Origin of the sequence: Streptomyces sp. NPDC007189, assembly GCF_040703635.1 — a bacterium.
Lineage (GTDB): Bacteria > Actinomycetota > Actinomycetes > Streptomycetales > Streptomycetaceae > Streptomyces.
In genome coordinates this window covers 32,266-51,209 of record NZ_JBEYEY010000002.1, presented here as the reverse complement: position 1 = coordinate 51,209, position 18,944 = coordinate 32,266, and the positions used below count along the sequence as shown (strand labels likewise).

Below are 18,944 nucleotides of genomic sequence, written 5' to 3'. Positions count from 1 at the left end.
GCTCGGGCGGCGGTGGGAGGCGCCAACAGACGCGCCCGTGCCCGTGGTTAGGGTCGGCGTCGGGAAGGGAGTGACGACGTGCGACTTCGCTGTGCGGTGCTGGACGACTTCCAGGGGGTGGCCACCGCGATGGCCGACTGGTCGGTGCTCGAGGACGAGGTCGAGGTCGTCGCGCTGCGCGAGCACCTCGACGGCGAGGACGCCCTCGCCGCGGCCCTCGCCGACTACGACATCGTGGTCACCCTGCGCGAACGCGTCCCGTTCCCCGGCTCGCTGCTCGCCCGGCTGCCCCGGCTGAGGCTGCTCGTCGCGTCCGGGAGGCGCAACACCGTCATCGACTACGCCGCCGCCGAGCGGTACGGCGTCACCGTGTGCGGCACCGACAGCTCCGGCATCCCGCCGGCCGAGCTGACCTGGGCGCTGCTGCTCGGGCTGGCCCGCGGGATCGTCGAGGAGAGCACCGCGCTGCGCACGGGCGGCCCCTGGCAGTCCACCGTCGGCGCCGATCTGCACGGCGCCCGGCTCGGTGTGCTCGGGCTCGGCAGGATCGGCGCCCGCGTGGCCCGGGTGGGGCTCGCCTTCGGCATGCGGGTCAGCGCGTGGAGCCCGCGCCTGACCGGGGAGCGTGCCGCGGAGCACGGTGTCGAACCGGCGGCCTCCAAGGAGGAGTTGCTCGCCGAGTCCGACTTCGTCTCCGTCCACGTCCCCGGCGGCGCCGGCACCCGCGGCCTGATCGGCGCCGCCGAACTCGCCCTGATGAAACCGACCGCCTACCTGATCAACACCTCGCGCGCGTCGGTCGTCGACCAGGACGCCCTGCTGGCCGCGCTGCACGAGGGCCGGATCGCGGGCGCCGGCGTCGACGTCTTCGACATCGAGCCGCTGCCCGCCGGCCACCCGATGCGCACCGCGCCCCGCCTCCTCGCCACGCCCCACCTCGGCTATGTCTCGCGGGCCAACTACACGACGTACTACGGCCAGGCGATCGAGAACATCCGCGCCTACCTCGCCGGCTCTCCCGTACGACGACTGCCCTGAGCCGGCGCCATGGCGGGGGCGGGGACGGCTCCGGAGCCATGCGGCCGCCGCGGTGGCGGTGACCGAGCCCGCACGATGCGACTACCGCAGTGGCCGTGACCGCTCCCCTGCCATACGACCGCCGCAGTGGCCGTGACCGAGCCCGCGTCATGCGGCCGCGGCAGTCGCAGTGACCGCTCCCCTGCCGTGCGGCCGCCGCGGTGGCGAGGGCTGCTTGCGCGCGGTACGTGCCGTGCGCGCCGTACGGCCGCCGTCCGCGTCAGAAGGGTGATCTGCGGCAGATCGCCGTGACCGCCTCCGCGTGGCGCCGTTGAACGGGAGGTATGGCGGCTGTCTGCCGCCGCGCTTCCCGAGCAATCAGAAGGAGAACGTGATGTCTCGCATCGCGAAGGCAGCCGCCGTCGCTCTCGGCACCGGTGCCGTGGTGGCCAGCGGGGCCGGACTGGCCATGGCCGACTCGGGCGCCCAGGCCGGGGCCGTCCGCTCCCCCGGTGCGATCTCGGGCGACGTGGTCCAGGTCCCGGTCCACGTACCGATCAACGCCTGCGGCAACACCGTCGACGTCATCGCGCTGCTGAACCCGGCCTTCGGCAACACCTGCGGCAACCTCAGCCAGAGCCAGCCCGGCCACGGCGGCAGCAGCAGCCACGGCGGCAGCAGCAGCGGCTACGGCAACTGATCCGACGCCACCGCCCAGAGCCCCGGCACCCCGAGCGCCGGGGCTCTTGCCATGCCCGTACCGCTGCCCGTACCGGCATCCCGCACGCGTAACCCGCTCACGCGTACCGGTAGGTCCGGCTCAGGTCCTCCAGCTGGTCCGGTGTCTCGTCCCACGGCGGGAGCTTCTGGTGCCGGGCGACGACCCGGCCGTGCTGGGCGTCGGCGTGGCCGGGCGCGGCGGCCGGCAGATAGCGGTGCTCGCGGTGGGCCCGCTGCCAGCGCTGCCACTGCAGGTCGAGGAAGGCGTGGTGCAGCCAGAACACCGGGTCGTTGACGGACGCGCCGCCGAGCATCGCGCCGCCGACCCAGCGGTGCACCCGGTTGTGGTTGTGCCAGGAGGCGCTGCCGCTGCCGGTCCCCCAGCCCTCCAGCTTGTTGCGGAAGCCCTTGGTGACCGTCGAGTCCCAGGGCCAGGCGTCGTAGAGCGGGTCGGCGAGCGCCCACTGCAGGTCGTGGCGGGTGGGCAGCTGGAGGGGGGCGGCGGCCCGGCCCAGGTCCCGGGTGAGGAACGCGCCGTCGGTGATGCCCACCTTGATGGTCCAGTGTCCCGCCGCATAGGCGAACGGCCCGGTCGTCACCCGCCGGTCGGAGCGCCGCCCGTTGCCGCCGAGCAGGTCCTTGGTCCAGGGCACGGAAGTCGTCGTACGGTCCCGGGTCCAGTCCCAGTACGGCACCGTCACCGAGGAGTCCACCCGGCGCAGCGCCCGCTCCAGTTCCAGCAGGAACCGGCGGTGCCAGGGCAGGAAGGACGGCGCCATGTGCGCGGTGCGCAGGCCGGTCTCGCCGTCGGGGGTGTAGTAGGCGAGGTGCATCCGCACGAACTCGTCGTATTCGCCGCGCCGTTTCAGCTCCAGCAGCGCGTTCACGAACCTTCGCCGCTCGCTCGTGGTGAGCCTGCCGGCGTTCTTACGCACGTACGCCATCGCGTTCCCCCGTCCTCAGCCCCCGGTCTCCTTCCGCCGACCCTGTGCCTGCTTCCCCGGTCATGGCGCAGTCCATCGGCCCGGCGTCCGCGTCGGCCGAGGCCATGTCGCGCAGCCGCTGGCCGGGGCCGATCTCGTCCACGGCCGCCCGGGTCGCCTCCAGCGGCGTGCGGTACGACGTGTAGTGGTCGACCATGCTCATCCAGGTGCCGTCGGCCCGCCGCATCAGATGCAGCGGGCGTCCGTCGACGGTGATCCGCCAGTCCTGCCCGCCCAGTTCGCGGCTCGCGGCCGACACCGGCACGCCCTGGATGTGGCGGCCCCGGTAGGTCTCGTCGAAGGCGCGAGCGGGGCTTTTCGCGGAGGGCGCGGGCCGGGCGGCGGCGACGAGCGGGGCCACCGCCAGGGCGGCGGCCGAGCCGAGCAGCCTCCGCGCCATGTCTCTGCGGGACGGCCCGGCGGCCTCCGCTCTTCCCCGCTGTTCCGTGTCCACCGCCACCGTTCCGCCGCCCACGCCCATCGTTCACTCCCGAGTGCTCGGATGCCTCTGACCGGATTCCGTGACCGGGGACCCTGACCCGAGGTGCCCGATCAGGTGTCCCCAACGGCTAACCGCCGCCCGGCACGGAGGGTCACCGTCGAGGGGCCATCCGGCGGTACGACGGCGGCAGCGGGCACGCCCCGCAGCAGGAACGGCCGAGCGCGGCCGGCGGCCGGGGCACCGTGGGCCGGGCCGAGCGCCGCCGGCCGGATGCGGCGGTCCGAGCACCGCGGATCGAGCGCCACGATCCGAGTACCGCGAGCCGAGCGCCACGGACCGAGCACCGCGAACCGAACACCGCGAACCGAGCGCCACGGTCTGAGCGCCACGGACCGAACACCGCGAGCCGAGCGCCAGGGTCTGAGCACCGCGAACCGAGCACCGCGAACCGAGCGCCACGGTCCGAGCACGGCGCGGGCCAAGCGCCGCGGGCCCAGCGCCGCAGACCGAGCGCCCCAGGCGCCAAACGCCCACGGCCCAGCGCCGCAGGCCCAGCTCTCCGGGCTACAGACCCGGCCCGCTGCCCAGGTTCGCGCCTGCGACCGTCTGGAGGACCGGGGCGAGGACGCCGGCCTCGGGCAGCTTGGCGTCCGGGAGGCCGAAGTTGTGCGGGTTGGGCGCGGTCAGGGGCGCGTCCACGTTCAGGCCGGGGCCGAGGGTGCGCAGGTCGGAGGCGGGGAGGTCGACGGAGGCGTGGTCGAAGCCGTCGCCGAGGAGCCGCGGCAGCGGCGCCCGCACGTCGGCACCGGGCAGCGCGCCGTGGACGGGCACCTGGGGCAGGGTCCGGTCGGGCAGCAGGCGCCCGGTGACATGGCGCGGGCCCTCGGGCGCGCCCGGGGTCAGCAGCGGCACCTGCAGGCCGGCCTTGGGCACCTCCATGCCCAGGGATTCGGAGACGCCCTGCAGCGGCACCGGCACGGGGACCGTGCCGGCCGCAGCGGCGGGGCTGGCTGCGGCTCCGACGGCGGCAGCGGCGCCCGCGATGACGGCGGCAAGGGTTCCTCGGGTGGTCGGCTTCATGTCGGGTACGGTCCCTTCCAGGGTGCGGGGATGCGAGGTCCGTACCGGGTAACGAGCCGGAAAACGACCTCAGTTCACATTTCGCCCGGATGCCGTAATAGTCGTCTCGTCACCCTTCGGCTGGTCCCGAAGTCCCACCAGCCGGCAGCGCCGTCCGGCCGACCCGGTGAGCGCCGGCAGCGGGCCGAGTCCTGCGCCTTCCGCCGGGGTCCAGGGCGTCAGACGCGCAGGCTGGTCGCCGGCAGGACGACGTGCGCGGCGGCGGTCAGGGTCTCCTCGGCGCCGGCGAACGCGGCCAGCGCGGCGGCTTCGACGGGCTTGCCGGGCTCGCCCTCGGGCCAGGCGCGGGTGGTGAAGACCAGGTAGGCGTAGCCGCGCCGGGCGACCGCGGCGAGCCACTCCGGCGGCGCGTCGGCCTGGGCGACCATCTGCGGCATCCTCAGCACGGCCTGGCCGGCCTCGACCAGCAGGCTGACGGGGAGGCTGGGCCGGCCCGTGCCGTCGACGAGGTCGCCGCCCACGGGCAGCCCGTTGCGGGTCAGCAGCCGCTCGACGGCGACCGCGGTGGCCTCCGGTCCGCCCTCGGCGTCTCCGAGGGAGTAGGCCAGCAGATAGGGCATGTCGGCGCCGTCAGGTGCCTCGCCGCTCCAGGGCAGGACGACGAGGGTGCCGAGGCCGGGGGTGCGGATTTCGCTGGGAGTTGAGGTCACCGCGCGACCTTATCGGCGGGTTCGCGGGCCTCCGGGCGGCTTCTCACCCTTCCGGGCGAGTGCCCACGGGCGCTCCACACGATAGAGGGAAGCGGCCCGGAAAACGCCGGGGCCGGCGCCGCGGGTGCGGTACCGGCCCGTGCGCGCGGGGGCGGAGCGTCAGCTCTGCAGGGGCAGGCCGCCGAGCAGCGGGTTGTGCTGGTTCAGCGCGCCGGCGGCGCCCTTGACCGTGTGGAGCAGGGAGTCCTTGTTCTCGGTGTCGAGGGCGTCCGACTGGTGCTGCAGCGGCATCGCCTGGTCGAGGGTGAGCGGACCCTTGGTGAGCTGGTTGACGGCGCCGTTGAGGCTGGTGGGCGTCACGTCGGCGGCGTTGTAGGCGAACGCGGGCGCGGCGACGCCGGCGAGGGCCACGGAACCGGCAACGACAGCGGCAGCCTTCAGGGACTTCATCGTGTTCCTTTCTTCGGCAACTCACGTCACCCCAGGAAATTCTGACGTCGTGCCTAACGAGGTCCGGCCGGAGCGGAAACCCCGCGTGGAGAAGACATATGAAATCCCCGACGGGCCCGGGAAACGGCTCATCGGCGGAAGCGCTCAGCCGCCGTGCCGGGGACGGGCACGGCGGCTGACGCGGTGAGGGCGCTGCGGGGCGTGGCGTGTCACCCGGTCGTGGGCAGGCTCGGCAGCGAGGGCGTGGTGAGGCTGGACGTGGTCGACTCGCTGCCGAGGAGGCCGGTCGTCAGCAGGTTGAGCAGGTCGTCGACGACACCGCCGGCGGACGTGAGCAGCTGGTCGAGGTCGGAGGTGACCGCCGCCACCAGCTTGTCGATGGCCGTGTCGAGCGCGGCGAGCAGGTCGTCGGTGGTGTCGCGGGCCGAGGCCGGGGCGCTGACGGGCAGGTGCTTCGTCAGGGCGGCGGGAACGGCCGCCGCCGCGGGCTTCGCGGCCGCGGGAGCGCTCGGGGTGGCCGGGAGCGCGGGGGCCGCGGGCGTGCTCGGTACGGCGGCGCCGGTCGGCGTCGCGGCCACGGCGGGCTTGGCGGGCGTCGCCGGCGTGCTCGGTACGGCGGGAGCCGTCGGCGTCGCGGGCACCGCAGCGGGCTTGGCAGCAGCCGCCGGCGTCGTGGGCACGGCGGGCTTGGCGGGAGTCGCGGGCACGCTCGGCACCGCGGCAGCCGTCGGCGTCACGGGCACCGCAGCAGGCTTGGCAGCAGCCGCCGGCGTCGCAGGGACCGCGGGCTTGGCGGGCGCCGCCGGCGTGCTCGGCTTGGCCGGCAGTTCGGGGGTCGCGGGGGCGGTCGGGGCCGCCGGCGTGGTGGCTGCGGCCGGCTTGGCCGCCGTCGCAGGCGCAGCCGCCGCAGTAGAAGTCGCCGCAGGCTTAGCCGCCGTCGCAGGAGTCGCCGCCGCAGTAGGAGTCGCCGCAGGCTTAGCCGCCGTCGCAGGAGTCGCCGCCGCAGTCGGAGTCGCCGCCACAGTGGGCGCCGCCGCAGTAGGAGTCGCCGCAGGCTTAGCCGCCGTCGCAGGAGTCGCCGCCGCAGTAGGAGTCGCCGCCACAGTGGGCGCCGCCGCAGCGGGAGTCGCCGCAGGCTTGGCAGCCGTCGTGGGCGTGGCCGGCGCGGTCGGAGTGCTCGGCGCGGTGGGGGTGGCCGCCGTCGTGGGCGTGGCCGCCGCCGTAGGCGTGGCCGCGGGCGTCGGGGCGGCCGGGGTGGCCGGAGCCGTCGGGGTGGCCGGGGTGGCGGGCTTGGCCGGGGTGGTCGGCTTGGGGTCGGCCTGGGCGGCGGCCCTGGCGACGGCCGCGTGGGCCGCGTCGGCGAGCGCCCGCGCCCGGTCGGCGGGCAACCGGCCCTGGGTCAGCGACTCCTTGAGCAGGTCGACGACCGGCTGCAGGGTGGAGCCGGTGTGGTCGAGGGCCCTGACCTGGGCGAGGAGCTTGTCCGCTCCGGGGACGGAGGATCGGGGGGCGGCATGGTCGCGCTCTCCGGCCGAGTCGGCGGCGACGGCTGCCGGACCGGTTATGCCGACCAGGACGGCGGCACAGAGGGCGGAGGAGGCGAGACGCCGCGCGGGCAGACCACGCATGGGTGTTCCTTTCGGTGAACATCGGGACCTGAGCCCACCGTCCGTTCACCGATGACGTACCGCAACCGCTCGAACACCCATTGTGATCCGTTCGGGCGAGCACGGAACCGGCCGCCCACCCCGCGGTGAACGCGCGAGAAGGACGGCCGGCCGAAGGGTTGCCCCCGGCGTCAGAGGTTGGCGCACTTGTTGCCGAACGACGGGTTCAGCAGGCCGACGATGACGTTGACGCTGTTACCGCAGGCGTTGATGGGCACGTGGATCGGGACCGGGACGATGTCGCCCGACAGGACGCCCGGGGAACCGTTGGCCAGAGCGGCTGCGTGCGAGTCGGCGGAAGCCGCACCGGCAGCGCCGGCGACGGCCGCGACGGCGGCGGAGGTCAGGACCAGACCCTTCGCGATACGCGACATGGAGAGGTGCTCCTTGGGGATCGACACAAACATCCGGGCGGATACCCGGCGTTGTGTCAACGCGTGGCGGAGCCCGGGGTTGTGCGGCCAATGGAGTGACGGAGGCACGGCGCCACTTTCACGATTCCGACACACTTGCCCCATTTCTCCGGATTAATACGCATAGCCACTAGAGTTGCGGACCTCTCCAGCACGTGCGAAAGGGCCCCGCCGGTCATGCGCAAGTTCCTCGGTCCGCGACTGTGCTCGACGCCGTGCCCCCCGGCCCCCGCCCCCGCCGGCGTCCCGGCCGCACGCCCCTCTCCCGCGCCCCCGCGCACGCTCTCCCTCGGCCTCCGGCGCACGCCGGTCGCACTGCGCGCCCCCGCCCGGACCGCGGACGACGTGCGCGAACGGCGCGGCGGTGACCCGGCGGCCCTTCGGCTCGTTTCCAGGCCGGACGCGGCGTGGGCCGGTGGCCCCTTCGCCGCCGTGGGCGCACGGGTGTGAGGCGCGTTCCCGACCGCCGTCCGAGCGCCCCTCTTCCTGCGAGGTAACCCGCGAATGCACCAGTCAGCACCCGACCCCCGGCCCCGGGTCCTGCACCTCGCGCAACCCGTCGACGGCGGTGTCGCCCGGGTCGTACGGGACCTGGCCGAGGCCCAGCTCACGGCGGGTCTGCGCGTCTGCGCCGCCTGCCCCGGCGGTGAACTTGCCGACTCCCTGCGGGAGTTGGGCGCCGAGGTCCGGCTCTGGCGGGCCGTCCGGTCCCCCGGTCCCGGCCTGCCGGGCGAGGTACGGCGGCTCGCACGTCTGATCGCCGAGGTACGCCCCGAACTGGTGCACGCGCACAGCGCGAAGGCCGGTCTGGCCGGACGGCTGGCCGTGCGCGGCCGCGTCCCGACCGTGTTCCAGCCGCACGCCTGGTCCTTCGAGGCCGTCGACGGCCCCACCGCCGCCCTCGCCCGGCGCTGGGAGCGGTGGGGGGCGCGCTGGACCGACCGCGTGGTGTGCGTCAGCGACGCCGAACGCCTGACCGGGCTGCGCGCCGGTGTGCGGGCCGCGTACACGGTCGTCCCGAACGGCGTCGACACGCAACGTTTCGCGCCCGGGCCCCGTCCCGCGCTCCTCGCGGAGTCCGGCGGGCCCGTCGTGGTCTGCGTGGGCCGGCTCTGCCGCCAGAAGGGCCAGGACGTGCTGCTGCGGGCCTGGCCGCGCGTCCTCGGCAGGGTTCCGAACGCGCGGCTCGTGCTGGTCGGCGACGGCCCGGACCGGGAGACGTTACGGCGGCTCGCCCACTCCTCCGTGCGGTTCGCCGGCGCGGTGGCGGACCCCGTGCCCTGGTACCGCGCCGCCGACCTGGTCGTGCTGCCCTCGCGCTGGGAGGGCATGGCGCTCGCCCCGCTGGAGGCGCTCGGCTGCGGCCGGCCCGCCGTCCTCACCGACGTCGGCGGCGCCCGCGAGAGCCTGCCCGCCGCGCTCGCCGCGCACTGCCTGGTGCCGCCGGACGACCCCGCCGCGCTCGCCGGTGCCCTCGCCGCGCTGCTGTCCGACCCGCCGCTGTGCGCCGCCCTCGGCGAGCAGGGGCGCCGGCATGTGACGGCCACGCACGACGTGCGGCACACGACCGCGCGGATCACGGACCTCTACCGCGAACTCCTCGGCGGCGCCCGAGCCAGAGCACCGCGCGTGCCCTCCGAGTGCAGGGAGTCCATCCACTCGTGACTGCGGAAAGCACCGTACCCTCGCCCGGCTCGCAGCCCTGGGACCACGGATTCTCGCCCGTCTCGGTGCTGCCGGCCCCGGCGGCCCGCGGCTTCCGGTTCCCGCTGCGCCGCCCGCCCGTCCGCCCGGCCTCACCGCTGCCGCTGCTCGCGGCCGACCTCGCCGCGGCGCTGGCGGGCGCGGCCGCGCTGGACGCCGCCCGCCGTCCGCTGCCGACCGCCGTGCTGGCGGCGCTCGCGCTGCTGCTGCGCCCGCGGTCGGCGCGCCCGCTGCCCGGCGTCCTCGACGAACTGCCCGCGCTGTGCGGCCGGATCGCGGTGGCCTGGCTGGCACTCGCCGCACTGCTCGCCGCGTACGACCCCGAGCGCGCCCTCGGCACCCGCGCCCTGCTGCTGGGCTGGGCGCTGCACTCGGCGGCGGCCTGCGCGGGCCGGGGCCTGGTGCACTGGCGGCGTCACGTCGCGGTGCTGCGCCGCCCGCGCACCGCGCTGGTGTTCGGGCCCGCCGCGACCGCGCAGCGGGTGGCCGCCGCGCTGCTGCGGCATCCGCGCTGCGGGGTGCGGCCGGTCGGCGTGGTGGCCGACCACCGGGCGGGCGGCGGTGCGCTGCCCGTGCTCGCCACCGGCGAGGAGGTGGAGCGGGCGCTGGTCCGGGACGGGGTGCGGGTGGTGCTCACCGTGGACCCGGCCGTGCGCACCGCGCAGGCCCCGCTGCTGCGGGCGCTCGCCGAGTCGGGCTGCACGGTGTGGGAGCTGGACGCGGACTGCCCGGCGTACGAGATGCGCGACCAGCTCGCCGGTTTCGCCGTACGGCGTCTGGACCTCGGCGCGCGGCGGCGCGGCAGCCTCGGCAAGCGGCTGCTGGACGTGCTGGTCTCCGGGGCGCTGCTGGTGCTGGCCGGCCCGGTGCTGCTGGTGTGCGCGGTCGTGCTCCGGATCACCGGCGGGCCCGGCGTGGTCTTCCGGCAGGAGCGGATCGGCAAGGACGGGCGCCCCTTCACCCTGCTGAAGTTCCGCACGCACCGCCCGGCCGACGAGCACGAGGCGGCCACCCGGTGGAGCGTGGCCGGGGAGAGCCGGATGAGCCCCTTCTGCCGCTTTCTGCGGCGGACCTCGCTGGACGAGCTTCTCCAGCTGTGGAACGTCTTCCGGGGCGACATGAGCCTGGTCGGCCCGCGCCCGGAACGGCCGTACTTCGTGGCCCGGTTCAGCCAGGACCACCCGGGTTACGCGGCCCGGCACCGCATGCAGACCGGCATCACCGGGCTCGCGCAGATCCACGGGCTGCGCGGTGACACCTCCATCGAGGACCGGGCGCGGTTCGACAACGCCTACATCGACAACTGGTCGCTGTGGCAGGACGTCTGCATCCTGCTGCGCACCGCGGCCGCGCTCGTGCGCTCGACGGGGAGCTGACCGATGGCCCGCACACCGCTCCCGCGGCTCTCCGCGCTCCGGTCCCCCGTGCTGCCGGTGGTGGCCGTCGTCGCGCTGCTCGCGCTGCCGGTCCCGTCCGGCGGCGGCGCGGGCCCGGCCGACGCGCTGTCCGCGCTGGTCGTGGTCTTCTGCGCGGTACGGCTGCTGCGCGCCCGGCGCCGCCCGCTCAGCCGTACCGCGGCCGTGCTGCTCGCCCTGCCCGTGCCCGGGCTCGCGCTGGCCGCGGCGAACGCGCTGTCGCCGGGTGCCGGGATCGCCGGCCTCGGCCGCTACCTGCAGATCTTCGTCCTGGTCCCCGCGGCCGTGGTCCTGCTCGTCCGGGACCGGCGCGATCTGCGGCTGGCCGCCTGGGCGTTCATGGCGCTCGCGGTGTGCCAGGGCGCGGTCGGGGTGCACCAGTACGTCACCGGCACGGGCGCCTCCTACCAGGGCGAGGACATCCGCGCGGTCGGCACCTTCGGGCCGTCGGACGTGATGGACATGGCGACGGTGGTGTCCTTCGGGCTGGTGTGCGCGGTGGGGCTCGCGCTCGGCCGCGGCACCCGGCGCACGCGCCTTGCGGCCGCCGGCTGCGCCCTGGCGCTGCTGCTGCCGCTGGCGCTGTCCTTCAGCCGGGGCGCCTGGATCGCCACCGCCGTCACGGTCACCGTCCAGCTCGTGCTGTCCGGGCCGCGCCGGGCGCTGAAGGCGGGCGCGGCGGCGGTCGCGGTGTGCGTGGTGCTGGTGGGCGGGTTCGGGGCGGGTACGGCGCTGCTGCGGGAGCGGATCGACAGCATCACGCAGGTCACCGACACGCCCGACCAGTCGGTCACCGACCGGTACGCGATGTGGGCGGCGGCGCTCGACATGTGGCGCGAGCACCCGCTGACCGGCGTCGGCCTGAAGGGCTTTCCCGAGTACCGGGACGCACACGCCTCCCTGGCGCTCTCCTCCGGCAGCGACACCGAGGGGGCGGGCGCGGCATACCGCAGGGAGCCGCTGCTGTCCCCGCACGACATGTATCTGCTGGTCCTCGGCGAGCAGGGCCTGACCGGGCTGCTCGGCCTCGCGGGCGGCTGGCTGGCCCTGCTGGTGTGCGCCCTGCGGGGCCTGGGGCGCGTCCGCGCGGCCGGCGGCCGGGGCCTGGACTGCGCCCTGATCGCGTGCGGGCTGCTGATCTGGCAGCTCGTGGACTTCCTGTACGCCGACATCGGCGGCCCGTCGACCGTGCTGACGGCGGTGTGCCTCGGGATGGCCGGCTGGTGGGCGCTGGTCGGCGCGGACCAGCTCACCGCCGAAGCGAGCACGGGCGTGCCGGACTGCCCGGCCCCGGTCGCGGAGGAGGCGGCGCTGCGATGACCGTGTTGCGCGCGGCGGGGCGCCCCCTGCCGTCCGGCTCATGCGGTTCCGGGCCGCGCCGGGGGCGGCGGCCGGCACGGCACGAGTGCCGGAGGCCCCCGCGATGACGAGCCCGAGCACCGAGAACCTGCCGAGCCCGGAGCCGACCGCGCCGACCGCACAGACGACCGGCGCGGTCGCACCGGGGTGGGACCCGCCCGCCGTACCGACGACCCGCCTGCCCGAAACCCCACCCGGAACCCCACCCGAAGCACCACCCGAGGCCCCCGACCAGCACCCCGACCACGTCCCGCCCTCCCGGCGTTTTCTCGCGCGGGCCGCGCTCGTCACCGCCTCGCTGTCGGTCGCGGGATCGTTGCTGGGGCTGGTGCGGGACCAGTCACTGGCGCGGCTGTTCGGGGCCGGGCGGGACACGGACGCCTTTCTGGTCGCCTGGACGGTGCCGGAGTTCGCGGCGACGCTGCTCATCGAGGACGGGCTGGCGTTCGCGCTGATCCCGGCGTTCAGCCGGGCGCTGGCCCGCCGCGCCCAGGGCGCCGGCGGCGACCCGGTGCGGTCGCTGGTCGCGGGCACGCTGCCCCGGCTGGCGCCGGTGTTCACAGCGGTGGGCGGGCTGCTGGCGCTGGCGGCGCCGCAGTTCGTCGCGGCACTCGCGCCGGGCCTGTCCGACGCGGGCCTGGCCGTGGACTGCACCCGGCTCACCGCGACCTGTGTGCTCAGCTTCGGTCTCGCCGGGTACTGCAGCGCGGCGCTGCGGGCCCATCGCCGGTTCCTGGCGCCGGCCGCGATCTACATCGTCTACAACCTCTGCATCGTCGCGGCGATGTACGCGTTCGGCGGCCGCTGGGGCGTGCGCGCGGCCGCGTTCGGGGTCGCGGCGGGCGGGCTGCTCATGGTGCTCGTCCAACTGCCGTCGCTGATCCGTGTGGTGGGGTCCCGGCGCGGCCTTACGAGGGATCCGGTGCCCCCCGTGGCCGTCGAGCCGCGGGCGGTGGACGTGCGGCTGATGGCGACCGTGCTGCTGTTCGCGCTGTGCCGGCAGTCGCAGGTGCTGATCGAGCGGTTCCTCGCCTCCGGTCTGCCCGCCGGGGCGATCTCGCACCTGAACTACGCGCAGAAGGTCGCGCAGATCCCCATGAGCCTGTCGCTGATGCTGTGCACGGTCACCTTCCCGGTGGTCGCGCGGGCGCTGGCCGAGGGCGACACCGAGCGGGCCCGGGCCCGGGTGGAACGGGACCTCGCGGTGGCCGCCGCACTGGTGCTGCTCGGCACGGCCGCCGTCGTGGCCTGCGCCCCGCAGCTGATCGCCCTGCTGTTCCAGCGCGGCGCGTTCACCGCCGCCGACACCGCGGCGACGGCCGGGGTGATGCGCGTCTACGCGATCGGGCTGCTCGGCCAGACGCTGACCGGCGTCCTGGTCCGCTCCTACTTCTCCGCGGGCCGCGCCGCCTGGTACCCGGTCGGCGCGATGACCGCCGGGATCGCGGTGACGTCCTGCGTCGGCGCCCTGGCCCTCGGCTCCTGGGGCGTGACCGGGATCGCCGCCGCCAACGCCACCGGCATCACCGTCACCGCCGCCCTGCTGCTCGCCGGCATGCGGCGCCGCAGTGTGCCGGTCCGCACGCCGCTCGTGCTGCGCGAGCTGAGCCGGCCGCTGCGGGCCGCGGTGGTCGCCGCCGTGTCCGGCGCCCTCGTGGCCGCGCTGCCCGCGACGCCGCTCGCCGCGCTCGCCGCCGGCACCGCCACCGTGACCGTCGTGTTCGCGCTGCTCGCTTGCGTCCTGGGCGCGCAGGGCTGCACCTGCGCGCTCCGCCGTGTCCGCACCCTCACCCGAAGGCTGGCCCATGCCCTTCTGCGCTGAGACCACCGCCCCGCTCCGGCCGGGCAGGACGGGCCCGGTCCCGTGGATCGCCATGTACCACTCGGTCGCCGACTGCTCCGAGGACCCGTACCGGGTCACGGTCGCCCCCGCCCGGCTGGAGCGGCAGCTGGGCTGGCTGCGCCGGCGGGGGCTGCGCGGGGTGTCGGTGGCCGAACTGCTCGCCGCCCGGGCGCGGGGCGAGGGCCGGAACCTGGTGGGCCTCACCTTCGACGACGGATACGCCGACTTCCTGGACAACGCCCTTCCGCTGCTGTCGCGTTGGGGCTGCTCGGCCACCCTGTTCGTGCTGCCCGGCCGGCTCGGCGCCGACAACGCCTGGGATCCGCAGGGCCCGCGCAAACCGCTGCTGACCGCCGAGGGCGTCCGGCGCGCCGCCGAGGCGGGCGTCGAGATCGGCTCGCACGGCCTCACCCACATCGACCTCACCCGCGCCGACGACGCCGCGCTCAAGGAGGAGACCGCCGAGAGCCGGGCCCTGCTGGAGGAGCTGACCGGCGTCCCGGTCACCGGTTTCTGCTATCCGTACGGCACGGTCGACCAGCGCGCGGTGGAGGCCGTGCGCGCGGCCGGGTACGGGTACGCCTGCGCCATCGACCCCGGGGAGCTGAACGGCCCGCACGTCCTGCCGCGCGTGCACGTCGGGCAGAACGACACCGCCGTACGCCTGTTCCTGAAGTACCGGCTGCACCGGCTGCGCCGCCGTCCCGTGGCGGGGCTGCGGTGAGGGCGCTGCACATCATCACGGGCCTCGGCGTGGGCGGCGCCGAGCAGCAACTGCGGCTGCTGCTGCGGCACTTGCCGATCGAGTGCGACGTGGTGACGCTGACCGGCCCGGGGCCGGTGGCCGACGGGCTGCGCGCCGACGGGGTGCGGGTGACGCACCTCGGCATGCGCGGCAACCGCGACCTGGCCGCGCTGCCCCGGCTGGCCCGGATCGTCCGCCAGGGCCGCTACGACCTCGTGCACACCCACCTCTACCGGGCCTGCCTGTACGGCCGTATCGCCGCCCGGCTGGCCGGGGTCCGCGCGGTCGTCGCCACCGAGCACTCCCTCGGCGACACCCGGCTGGAGGGCCGGCCGCTCACCGCCGGGGTGCGCGGGCTGTACCTGCTGGGCGAGCGGCTGGGCCGGTCCACGGTCGCGGTCTCGCCCACGGTCGCCGCCCGGCTCGCCCGCTGGGGCGTGCCCGAGCCGCGGATCACGGTCGTACCCAACGGCATCGACCTGGCCCGGTTCGCCTTCGACCCGGCGGCCCGGCGGCGCACCCGCGACCGGCTCGGGCTGCCCGCCGGGGCGTTCGTCGTCGGCGCCGTCGGCCGGCTGGTCCCCGGCAAACGCTTCGACGTCCTGATCCACGCGCTGCGCCAACTTCCAGATTTCTACTGGCTGCTGCTGGTCGGCGGCGGGCCCGAGGAGGGCGCGCTGCGGCGGGCCGCACGGGCGGCGGGCGTCGCCGGCCGGGTGCTGTTCGCGGGCGAGCGGCCGTACCTCGGCGACGGCACGTGCGGCCCTGACCTGCCCGCGCTGACCTCGGCGATGGACGTGCTGGCCGCGCCGTCCCCCGAGGAGGCGTTCGGGCTGGCGGCCGTGGAGGCGCTCGCCGCCGGGCTGCCGGTGCGCTACACCTCCTGCCCGGCCCTTCAGGACCTGCCGCCCGGGGCCGCCCCGGACGCCGTACGCGTCCCGTGCGACGCCGACGCCTACGCCCGCGCACTCGCCCGGGTCCGCGCCGCCGGCCCCCGCCCGCGCACCGCCTGCGAGGCGGCCCGCCACTACTGCATCACCCGCAGCGCCGCCCGGCTCATGGAGGTCTACGCGGCGGCGCTCACGGCCTCCCACATCCCCCTTGAAGTCCCCGTCCAGCAGGGAGCGAACCCCTCATGACCGACAACCACCGCACTGTCCGCCTCTTTCGCCTCCGCAGGCTCCCGGCCTGGTCGCTGGTGGCGGCCGGGGTCGTCGCGGGCGGGCTGCTCGGCGTCGAGTACGGCGTCGTCAAGCCGCCGACGTACACGGCCACCAGCTATGTCGTCGCCGTGCCCACCGCCAAGTCCGACGCCGCCTCCGCCCAGGGCTTCGCGCAGGCCTACGGCCGGGCCGCCACCCAGCTCGCGGTGCTCGGCGACGCCCAGATGTGGGCCGGGGTGCCGGTGGACACCCTGCGCGAGAGCGTGCGCACCGCGACCTCGCCGGACGCCCCGATCGTGTCCGTCTCCGCCACCGCCACCCGCCCGGTGCAGGCCGCCGACATGGCCAACGCCGTGGCCGAGGCGCTCACCCGGCACGCCGCCGACACCGCGGACCAGACCCACGTCAAGCTGCTGCAGTTCTCCCGCGCGCTCAAGCCGTCCGCGCCGTCCTCGCCGTCGGTGGAGGTGACCGGCCTGGTCGGGGCGAGCGCGGGCGGGCTGGTCGGCGCGCTCGCGCTGCTGGCCCGGCCGCGGCGCCGCCCGGAGGAGGCCGCCCGCCCGGCCTCGGTGCCCGGCCCGGCCGTCGCCGCCGACGCGCACGGCCGGCTGTGACGGCCACCGAGACGGCGCGCTGCGCCCGCACCGCCGAACTCGTCACCGACGAGGCCGCGTTCGCCGCCCTGGCGCCCGCCTGGGAGCGGCTGTACGGGCGGTGCGCCGCCGCGACCCCGTTCCAGAGCCATGCCTGGCTGCACTCGTGGTGGCTGGCGTACGGCCGCCCCGGCCGGCTCCGGGTGCTGCTGGTGCGCTCCGGCGGCGACCTGGTGGCCGCCGCGCCGCTGATGCTGGTCCACCGGCCGCTGCCCGCGCTGGTGCCGCTCGGCGGGGCGATCTCCGACTACGCGGACGTGCTGCTGGACGACGCCGACGCCGGGCCCGCGGCCGACGCGCTCACCGAGGCGCTGGCGGACGCGGCCCGCACGGCGCTGGTCGACTTCCGCGAGGTACGGCCGGGCGGCGCGGCGGAGCGGGTCTACGACCGCTGGCGCGGCCCGCGCCGTACGGTGGCCGGCTCGCTGTGCCTGGAGCTGCCCGCCGTCCCCCTGGACGACCTGGTGGCCCGGCTGCCGTCCGCCAAGGCCCAGCAGCGGGTGCGGGCGAAGCTGCGCAAACTCGAGTCCCTGGGCGTCACGCGGCACGCGGTGGGCCCCCAGGAGGCGGACGCGGCGCTCGGCCGGCTGCTGGAGCTGCACCGGCTGCAGTGGCAGGGCCGGAAGGTGACGGCCGAGCATCTCCAGCCCCGGTTCCAGGAGCACCTGGTGCGCGCGGCCGGCCCGATGATCCGCTCGGGCAGCGCGGCGGTCACCGAGTTCCGGATCGACGGCGAGGTGGTGGCCGTCGACCTGACCCTGCTCTCCCCCGGTCTGGCCGGCGGCTATCTGTACGGCGCCCACCCGTCCCTGCGGGAGCGCAAGGCGGACGTGGCGGTGATGCTGCTCGACGCCTGCGCCGAGCGGGCGCGCGGACGCGGCACGCTGAGCCTGCTGCGCGGCGACGAGCCGTACAAGCACCACTGGCGTCCCGAACCGGTCGTCAGCCGGCGCCTGCTCATGGCCCGCCGGCGCACCGCCCCGCTGCTGACGGCCGCCCTGTGCGAGGCGGCCGCCCGGCAGCGGGGCAAGGAGGCGCTGCGCCGGTGGACGCAGCACCGGCGCGGCTAGCGGGTCCGCGACCACCAGTCGAAGCGCAGGCACAGCTTCCCGCCGAGCCAGTACTCGACCAGGTCGCCGAGGCTCAGCGGGGAGCAGTTCGCCGGGGGCGCGGCCGGCTTCGCCGGGGGCGGCGCCGGGACGGTGGGGACCGGTTCGTCGGCGCGGCCGTACAGGGCGGTCCGGTAGATCCAGGCCGACCTGGGGTTCTCCGGGCACTGCCACACGCCGTGCGGGCAGTAGTCGGTCAGCGTGTTGTACAGCGGCTTGTGCGCGTCGATCCAGCCGAGCATGCCCTTCATGTACGCGGCGTCGTCACCGTTGCGGAACAGCCCCCATTCCGGATAGGAGATCGGCTTGCCGTGGGCCTTCGCGAAGTCCACGTGCTGCTGCAGGCCGTAGGGCTCTTTCACCTGCTGGTCGAACGACAGTCCGGCCGGCTGGTCGTAGGAATCCATGCCGATGATGTCGACCGTGGCATCGCCCGGATAGCACGCGGTCCACGGCACGGCGTCCAGTCCGCGGCTCGGCGCGAAGTCGAACCGGAACTTCTGGCCGGGCACCGCGCGCATGGTGGTGACGATCCGGTTCCAGTACCTCTTCCAGTTCTCCGGGTCCGGTGCGCAGCGGTGGGTGTAGGTGGTGCCGTTCATCTCCCAGCCGAGCACGATCACCGTGTCCGGCGCCTTCAGCGCCACGAGCCGCTCGGCCAGCGCCCTGAAGTGCTGGTCGAACGCGCCGGCCGCGCCCTGCCGCAGCAGCCACCGCACCCCGTCGTCGGAGACCCCGGCCTCGTTGTGCTGCTGCATCGGCACGTTGAGCACGAGCATGCGGTCGGCCTTGGCCCGCCGCCACTGCGCCCATACGTCCAGGAAGCCGGGCGGACCCTCGATGTCCAGCCAGCTGTCGCCGGGCAGATAGGTGTGGGCGACCTTCAGCTCGGTCCCGCCGAGCCAGTTGCTCAACTCCGCCATGCGCGCGATCCCGAGCGGCCCGGAGTCCAGGAACGCGCCGAACGGCGGTACGGCGGGCTCGGCGGGCGCCGGCGGCGACACGGCCGGGGCCGGGCCGGTGGGCGTGGGGATGCCCGGGGCGGGCGGAACGGGCGGAGCGGGCGGGGTGACCGGGGCGGGCGGGAGGCCCGGTGCCGGGGTCGGCTGGGCGACGGGGGCCGGAGGGGGCGGTGCGACAGGGGCCGGGGGTGTCGGCACGGCCGGAACGGGCGGTACGGCAGGGGGCGGCGGCGCGGCCGGAACGGGCGGAGCGGCTGCCCGTACCGCTCCCGTGCTCGCGCTCGCGTTCGCGGCGAGACCGGGACCGACCGCCAGGGCGACCGACGCGACGGCCGCCACCGTCACGACGGCCAGCCGCCGGGACCGGGCCCCGCTGTGCTGTGCAGCCATGCCCGCTCCTTTCTCGTCACTGACAGGCAGTCACATCGGTGTGGCTTCCGCCAGCGCGGTTGGGGCTTTCAGGTGGCCCTGACCCCCGCACGGGGGAACCGACGAGAAAACGGGCGAGA

At 75.8% G+C, this 18,944-nt stretch carries 18 protein-coding genes; 10 read left to right on the top strand and 8 right to left on the bottom strand.

From position 1 onward, the window contains the following. The first annotated feature begins 78 nt into the window (after positions 1–78). Positions 79–1,038, top strand: a complete 960-nt coding sequence (locus tag AB0950_RS03410; protein WP_360144864.1) for a D-2-hydroxyacid dehydrogenase family protein — start codon at positions 79–81, stop codon at positions 1,036–1,038. A 373-nt stretch (positions 1,039–1,411) separates the two neighbouring features. Next, positions 1,412–1,717 (top strand): chaplin, encoded by a 306-nt coding sequence (locus AB0950_RS03405; RefSeq protein WP_366777691.1) that lies wholly within the window; start codon positions 1,412–1,414, stop codon positions 1,715–1,717. A gap of 97 nt (positions 1,718–1,814) precedes the next feature. On the opposite strand, the gene AB0950_RS03400 is transcribed toward AB0950_RS03405, so the two are convergent. The 7 genes from AB0950_RS03400 to AB0950_RS03370 form a co-directional block, all read right to left on the bottom strand. After that, positions 1,815–2,681: a tyrosinase family protein gene (locus AB0950_RS03400; RefSeq protein WP_366777690.1), complete on the bottom strand. Its 867-nt coding sequence runs from the start codon at positions 2,679–2,681 to the stop codon at positions 1,815–1,817. Beyond that, the gene (locus AB0950_RS03395; RefSeq protein ID WP_366777689.1) at positions 2,665–3,201 is read right to left on the bottom strand and encodes a tyrosinase family oxidase copper chaperone; all 537 of its coding nucleotides are present in this window, start codon (positions 3,199–3,201) and stop codon (positions 2,665–2,667) included. The genes AB0950_RS03400 and AB0950_RS03395 overlap by 17 nt, the downstream gene beginning before the upstream one ends. Before the next feature lie 525 nt (positions 3,202–3,726). Continuing rightward, positions 3,727–4,242, bottom strand: coding sequence for a hypothetical protein (locus tag AB0950_RS03390; RefSeq protein WP_360144876.1), 516 nt, complete (start codon positions 4,240–4,242; stop codon positions 3,727–3,729). Between the two features lie 218 nt (positions 4,243–4,460). Continuing rightward, positions 4,461–4,952 (bottom strand): DUF5949 family protein, encoded by a 492-nt coding sequence (locus AB0950_RS03385; RefSeq protein WP_360144879.1) that lies wholly within the window; start codon positions 4,950–4,952, stop codon positions 4,461–4,463. Positions 4,953–5,111: 159 nt separating this feature from the next. Continuing rightward, positions 5,112–5,402, bottom strand: coding sequence for a hypothetical protein (locus AB0950_RS03380; protein ID WP_360144882.1), 291 nt, complete (start codon positions 5,400–5,402; stop codon positions 5,112–5,114). 209 nt (positions 5,403–5,611) lie between these two features. Further along, positions 5,612–7,030, bottom strand: coding sequence for a hypothetical protein (locus AB0950_RS03375; RefSeq protein ID WP_366777688.1), 1,419 nt, complete (start codon positions 7,028–7,030; stop codon positions 5,612–5,614). Between the two features lie 170 nt (positions 7,031–7,200). Next, positions 7,201–7,443 (bottom strand): chaplin, encoded by a 243-nt coding sequence (locus tag AB0950_RS03370; protein WP_360144888.1) that lies wholly within the window; start codon positions 7,441–7,443, stop codon positions 7,201–7,203. 543 nt (positions 7,444–7,986) lie between these two features. Between AB0950_RS03370 and AB0950_RS03365 the strand changes: the two genes are divergently transcribed. The 8 genes from AB0950_RS03365 (at position 7,987) to AB0950_RS03330 (ending at position 17,434) form a co-directional block, all read left to right on the top strand. Beyond that, positions 7,987–9,147 carry a glycosyltransferase gene (locus tag AB0950_RS03365; RefSeq protein ID WP_360144891.1) on the top strand — a complete coding sequence of 387 codons (1,161 nt, stop codon included), beginning with the start codon at positions 7,987–7,989 and terminating at the stop codon, positions 9,145–9,147. Next, positions 9,144–10,562 (top strand): sugar transferase, encoded by a 1,419-nt coding sequence (locus AB0950_RS03360; protein WP_360144894.1) that lies wholly within the window; start codon positions 9,144–9,146, stop codon positions 10,560–10,562. Before AB0950_RS03365 ends, AB0950_RS03360 begins: the two co-directional genes overlap by 4 nt. A 3-nt stretch (positions 10,563–10,565) precedes the next feature. After that, positions 10,566–11,921, top strand: a complete 1,356-nt coding sequence (locus AB0950_RS03355; protein ID WP_366777687.1) for an O-antigen ligase family protein — start codon at positions 10,566–10,568, stop codon at positions 11,919–11,921. Between the two features lie 103 nt (positions 11,922–12,024). Then, a complete protein-coding gene (locus AB0950_RS03350) occupies positions 12,025–13,782 on the top strand; it encodes a lipid II flippase MurJ (protein WP_366777686.1) in 1,758 nt (585 codons plus the stop codon). 52 nt (positions 13,783–13,834) lie between these two features. Continuing rightward, the gene (locus AB0950_RS03345) at positions 13,835–14,527 is read left to right on the top strand and encodes a polysaccharide deacetylase family protein (protein ID WP_366777916.1); all 693 of its coding nucleotides are present in this window, start codon (positions 13,835–13,837) and stop codon (positions 14,525–14,527) included. After that, a complete protein-coding gene (locus AB0950_RS03340; RefSeq protein ID WP_360144903.1) occupies positions 14,524–15,687 on the top strand; it encodes a glycosyltransferase in 1,164 nt (387 codons plus the stop codon). Before AB0950_RS03345 ends, AB0950_RS03340 begins: the two co-directional genes overlap by 4 nt. Continuing rightward, positions 15,684–16,325 (top strand): lipopolysaccharide biosynthesis protein, encoded by a 642-nt coding sequence (locus AB0950_RS03335; protein ID WP_366777685.1) that lies wholly within the window; start codon positions 15,684–15,686, stop codon positions 16,323–16,325. The genes AB0950_RS03340 and AB0950_RS03335 overlap by 4 nt, the downstream gene beginning before the upstream one ends. Further along, positions 16,322–17,434 carry a GNAT family N-acetyltransferase gene (locus AB0950_RS03330; RefSeq protein WP_366777684.1) on the top strand — a complete coding sequence of 371 codons (1,113 nt, stop codon included), beginning with the start codon at positions 16,322–16,324 and terminating at the stop codon, positions 17,432–17,434. Before AB0950_RS03335 ends, AB0950_RS03330 begins: the two co-directional genes overlap by 4 nt. Here the strand turns inward: AB0950_RS03330 and AB0950_RS03325 are convergent. Beyond that, entirely contained in the window at positions 17,431–18,825 is a 1,395-nt protein-coding gene (locus AB0950_RS03325; RefSeq protein ID WP_366777683.1) for a glycosyl hydrolase, read from the bottom strand. The genes AB0950_RS03330 and AB0950_RS03325 overlap by 4 nt on opposite strands. Between the last annotated feature and the right edge of the window lie 119 nt (positions 18,826–18,944).

Coding starts and splice junctions, on each gene's coding strand:
- AB0950_RS03405 (WP_366777691.1), top strand. CDS start 1,412: ATGTCTCGCATCGCGAAGGCAGCCGCCGTCGCTCTCGGCACCGGTGCC.
- AB0950_RS03400 (WP_366777690.1), bottom strand. CDS start 2,681: ATGGCGTACGTGCGTAAGAACGCCGGCAGGCTCACCACGAGCGAGCGG.
- AB0950_RS03395 (WP_366777689.1), bottom strand. CDS start 3,201: ATGGGCGTGGGCGGCGGAACGGTGGCGGTGGACACGGAACAGCGGGGA.
- AB0950_RS03390 (WP_360144876.1), bottom strand. CDS start 4,242: ATGAAGCCGACCACCCGAGGAACCCTTGCCGCCGTCATCGCGGGCGCC.
- AB0950_RS03380 (WP_360144882.1), bottom strand. CDS start 5,402: ATGAAGTCCCTGAAGGCTGCCGCTGTCGTTGCCGGTTCCGTGGCCCTC.
- AB0950_RS03375 (WP_366777688.1), bottom strand. CDS start 7,030: ATGCGTGGTCTGCCCGCGCGGCGTCTCGCCTCCTCCGCCCTCTGTGCC.
- AB0950_RS03370 (WP_360144888.1), bottom strand. CDS start 7,443: ATGTCGCGTATCGCGAAGGGTCTGGTCCTGACCTCCGCCGCCGTCGCG.
- AB0950_RS03365 (WP_360144891.1), top strand. CDS start 7,987: ATGCACCAGTCAGCACCCGACCCCCGGCCCCGGGTCCTGCACCTCGCG.
- AB0950_RS03355 (WP_366777687.1), top strand. CDS start 10,566: ATGGCCCGCACACCGCTCCCGCGGCTCTCCGCGCTCCGGTCCCCCGTG.
- AB0950_RS03350 (WP_366777686.1), top strand. CDS start 12,025: ATGACGAGCCCGAGCACCGAGAACCTGCCGAGCCCGGAGCCGACCGCG.
- AB0950_RS03345 (WP_366777916.1), top strand. CDS start 13,835: ATGTACCACTCGGTCGCCGACTGCTCCGAGGACCCGTACCGGGTCACG.
- AB0950_RS03335 (WP_366777685.1), top strand. CDS start 15,684: ATGACCGACAACCACCGCACTGTCCGCCTCTTTCGCCTCCGCAGGCTC.
- AB0950_RS03325 (WP_366777683.1), bottom strand. CDS start 18,825: ATGGCTGCACAGCACAGCGGGGCCCGGTCCCGGCGGCTGGCCGTCGTG.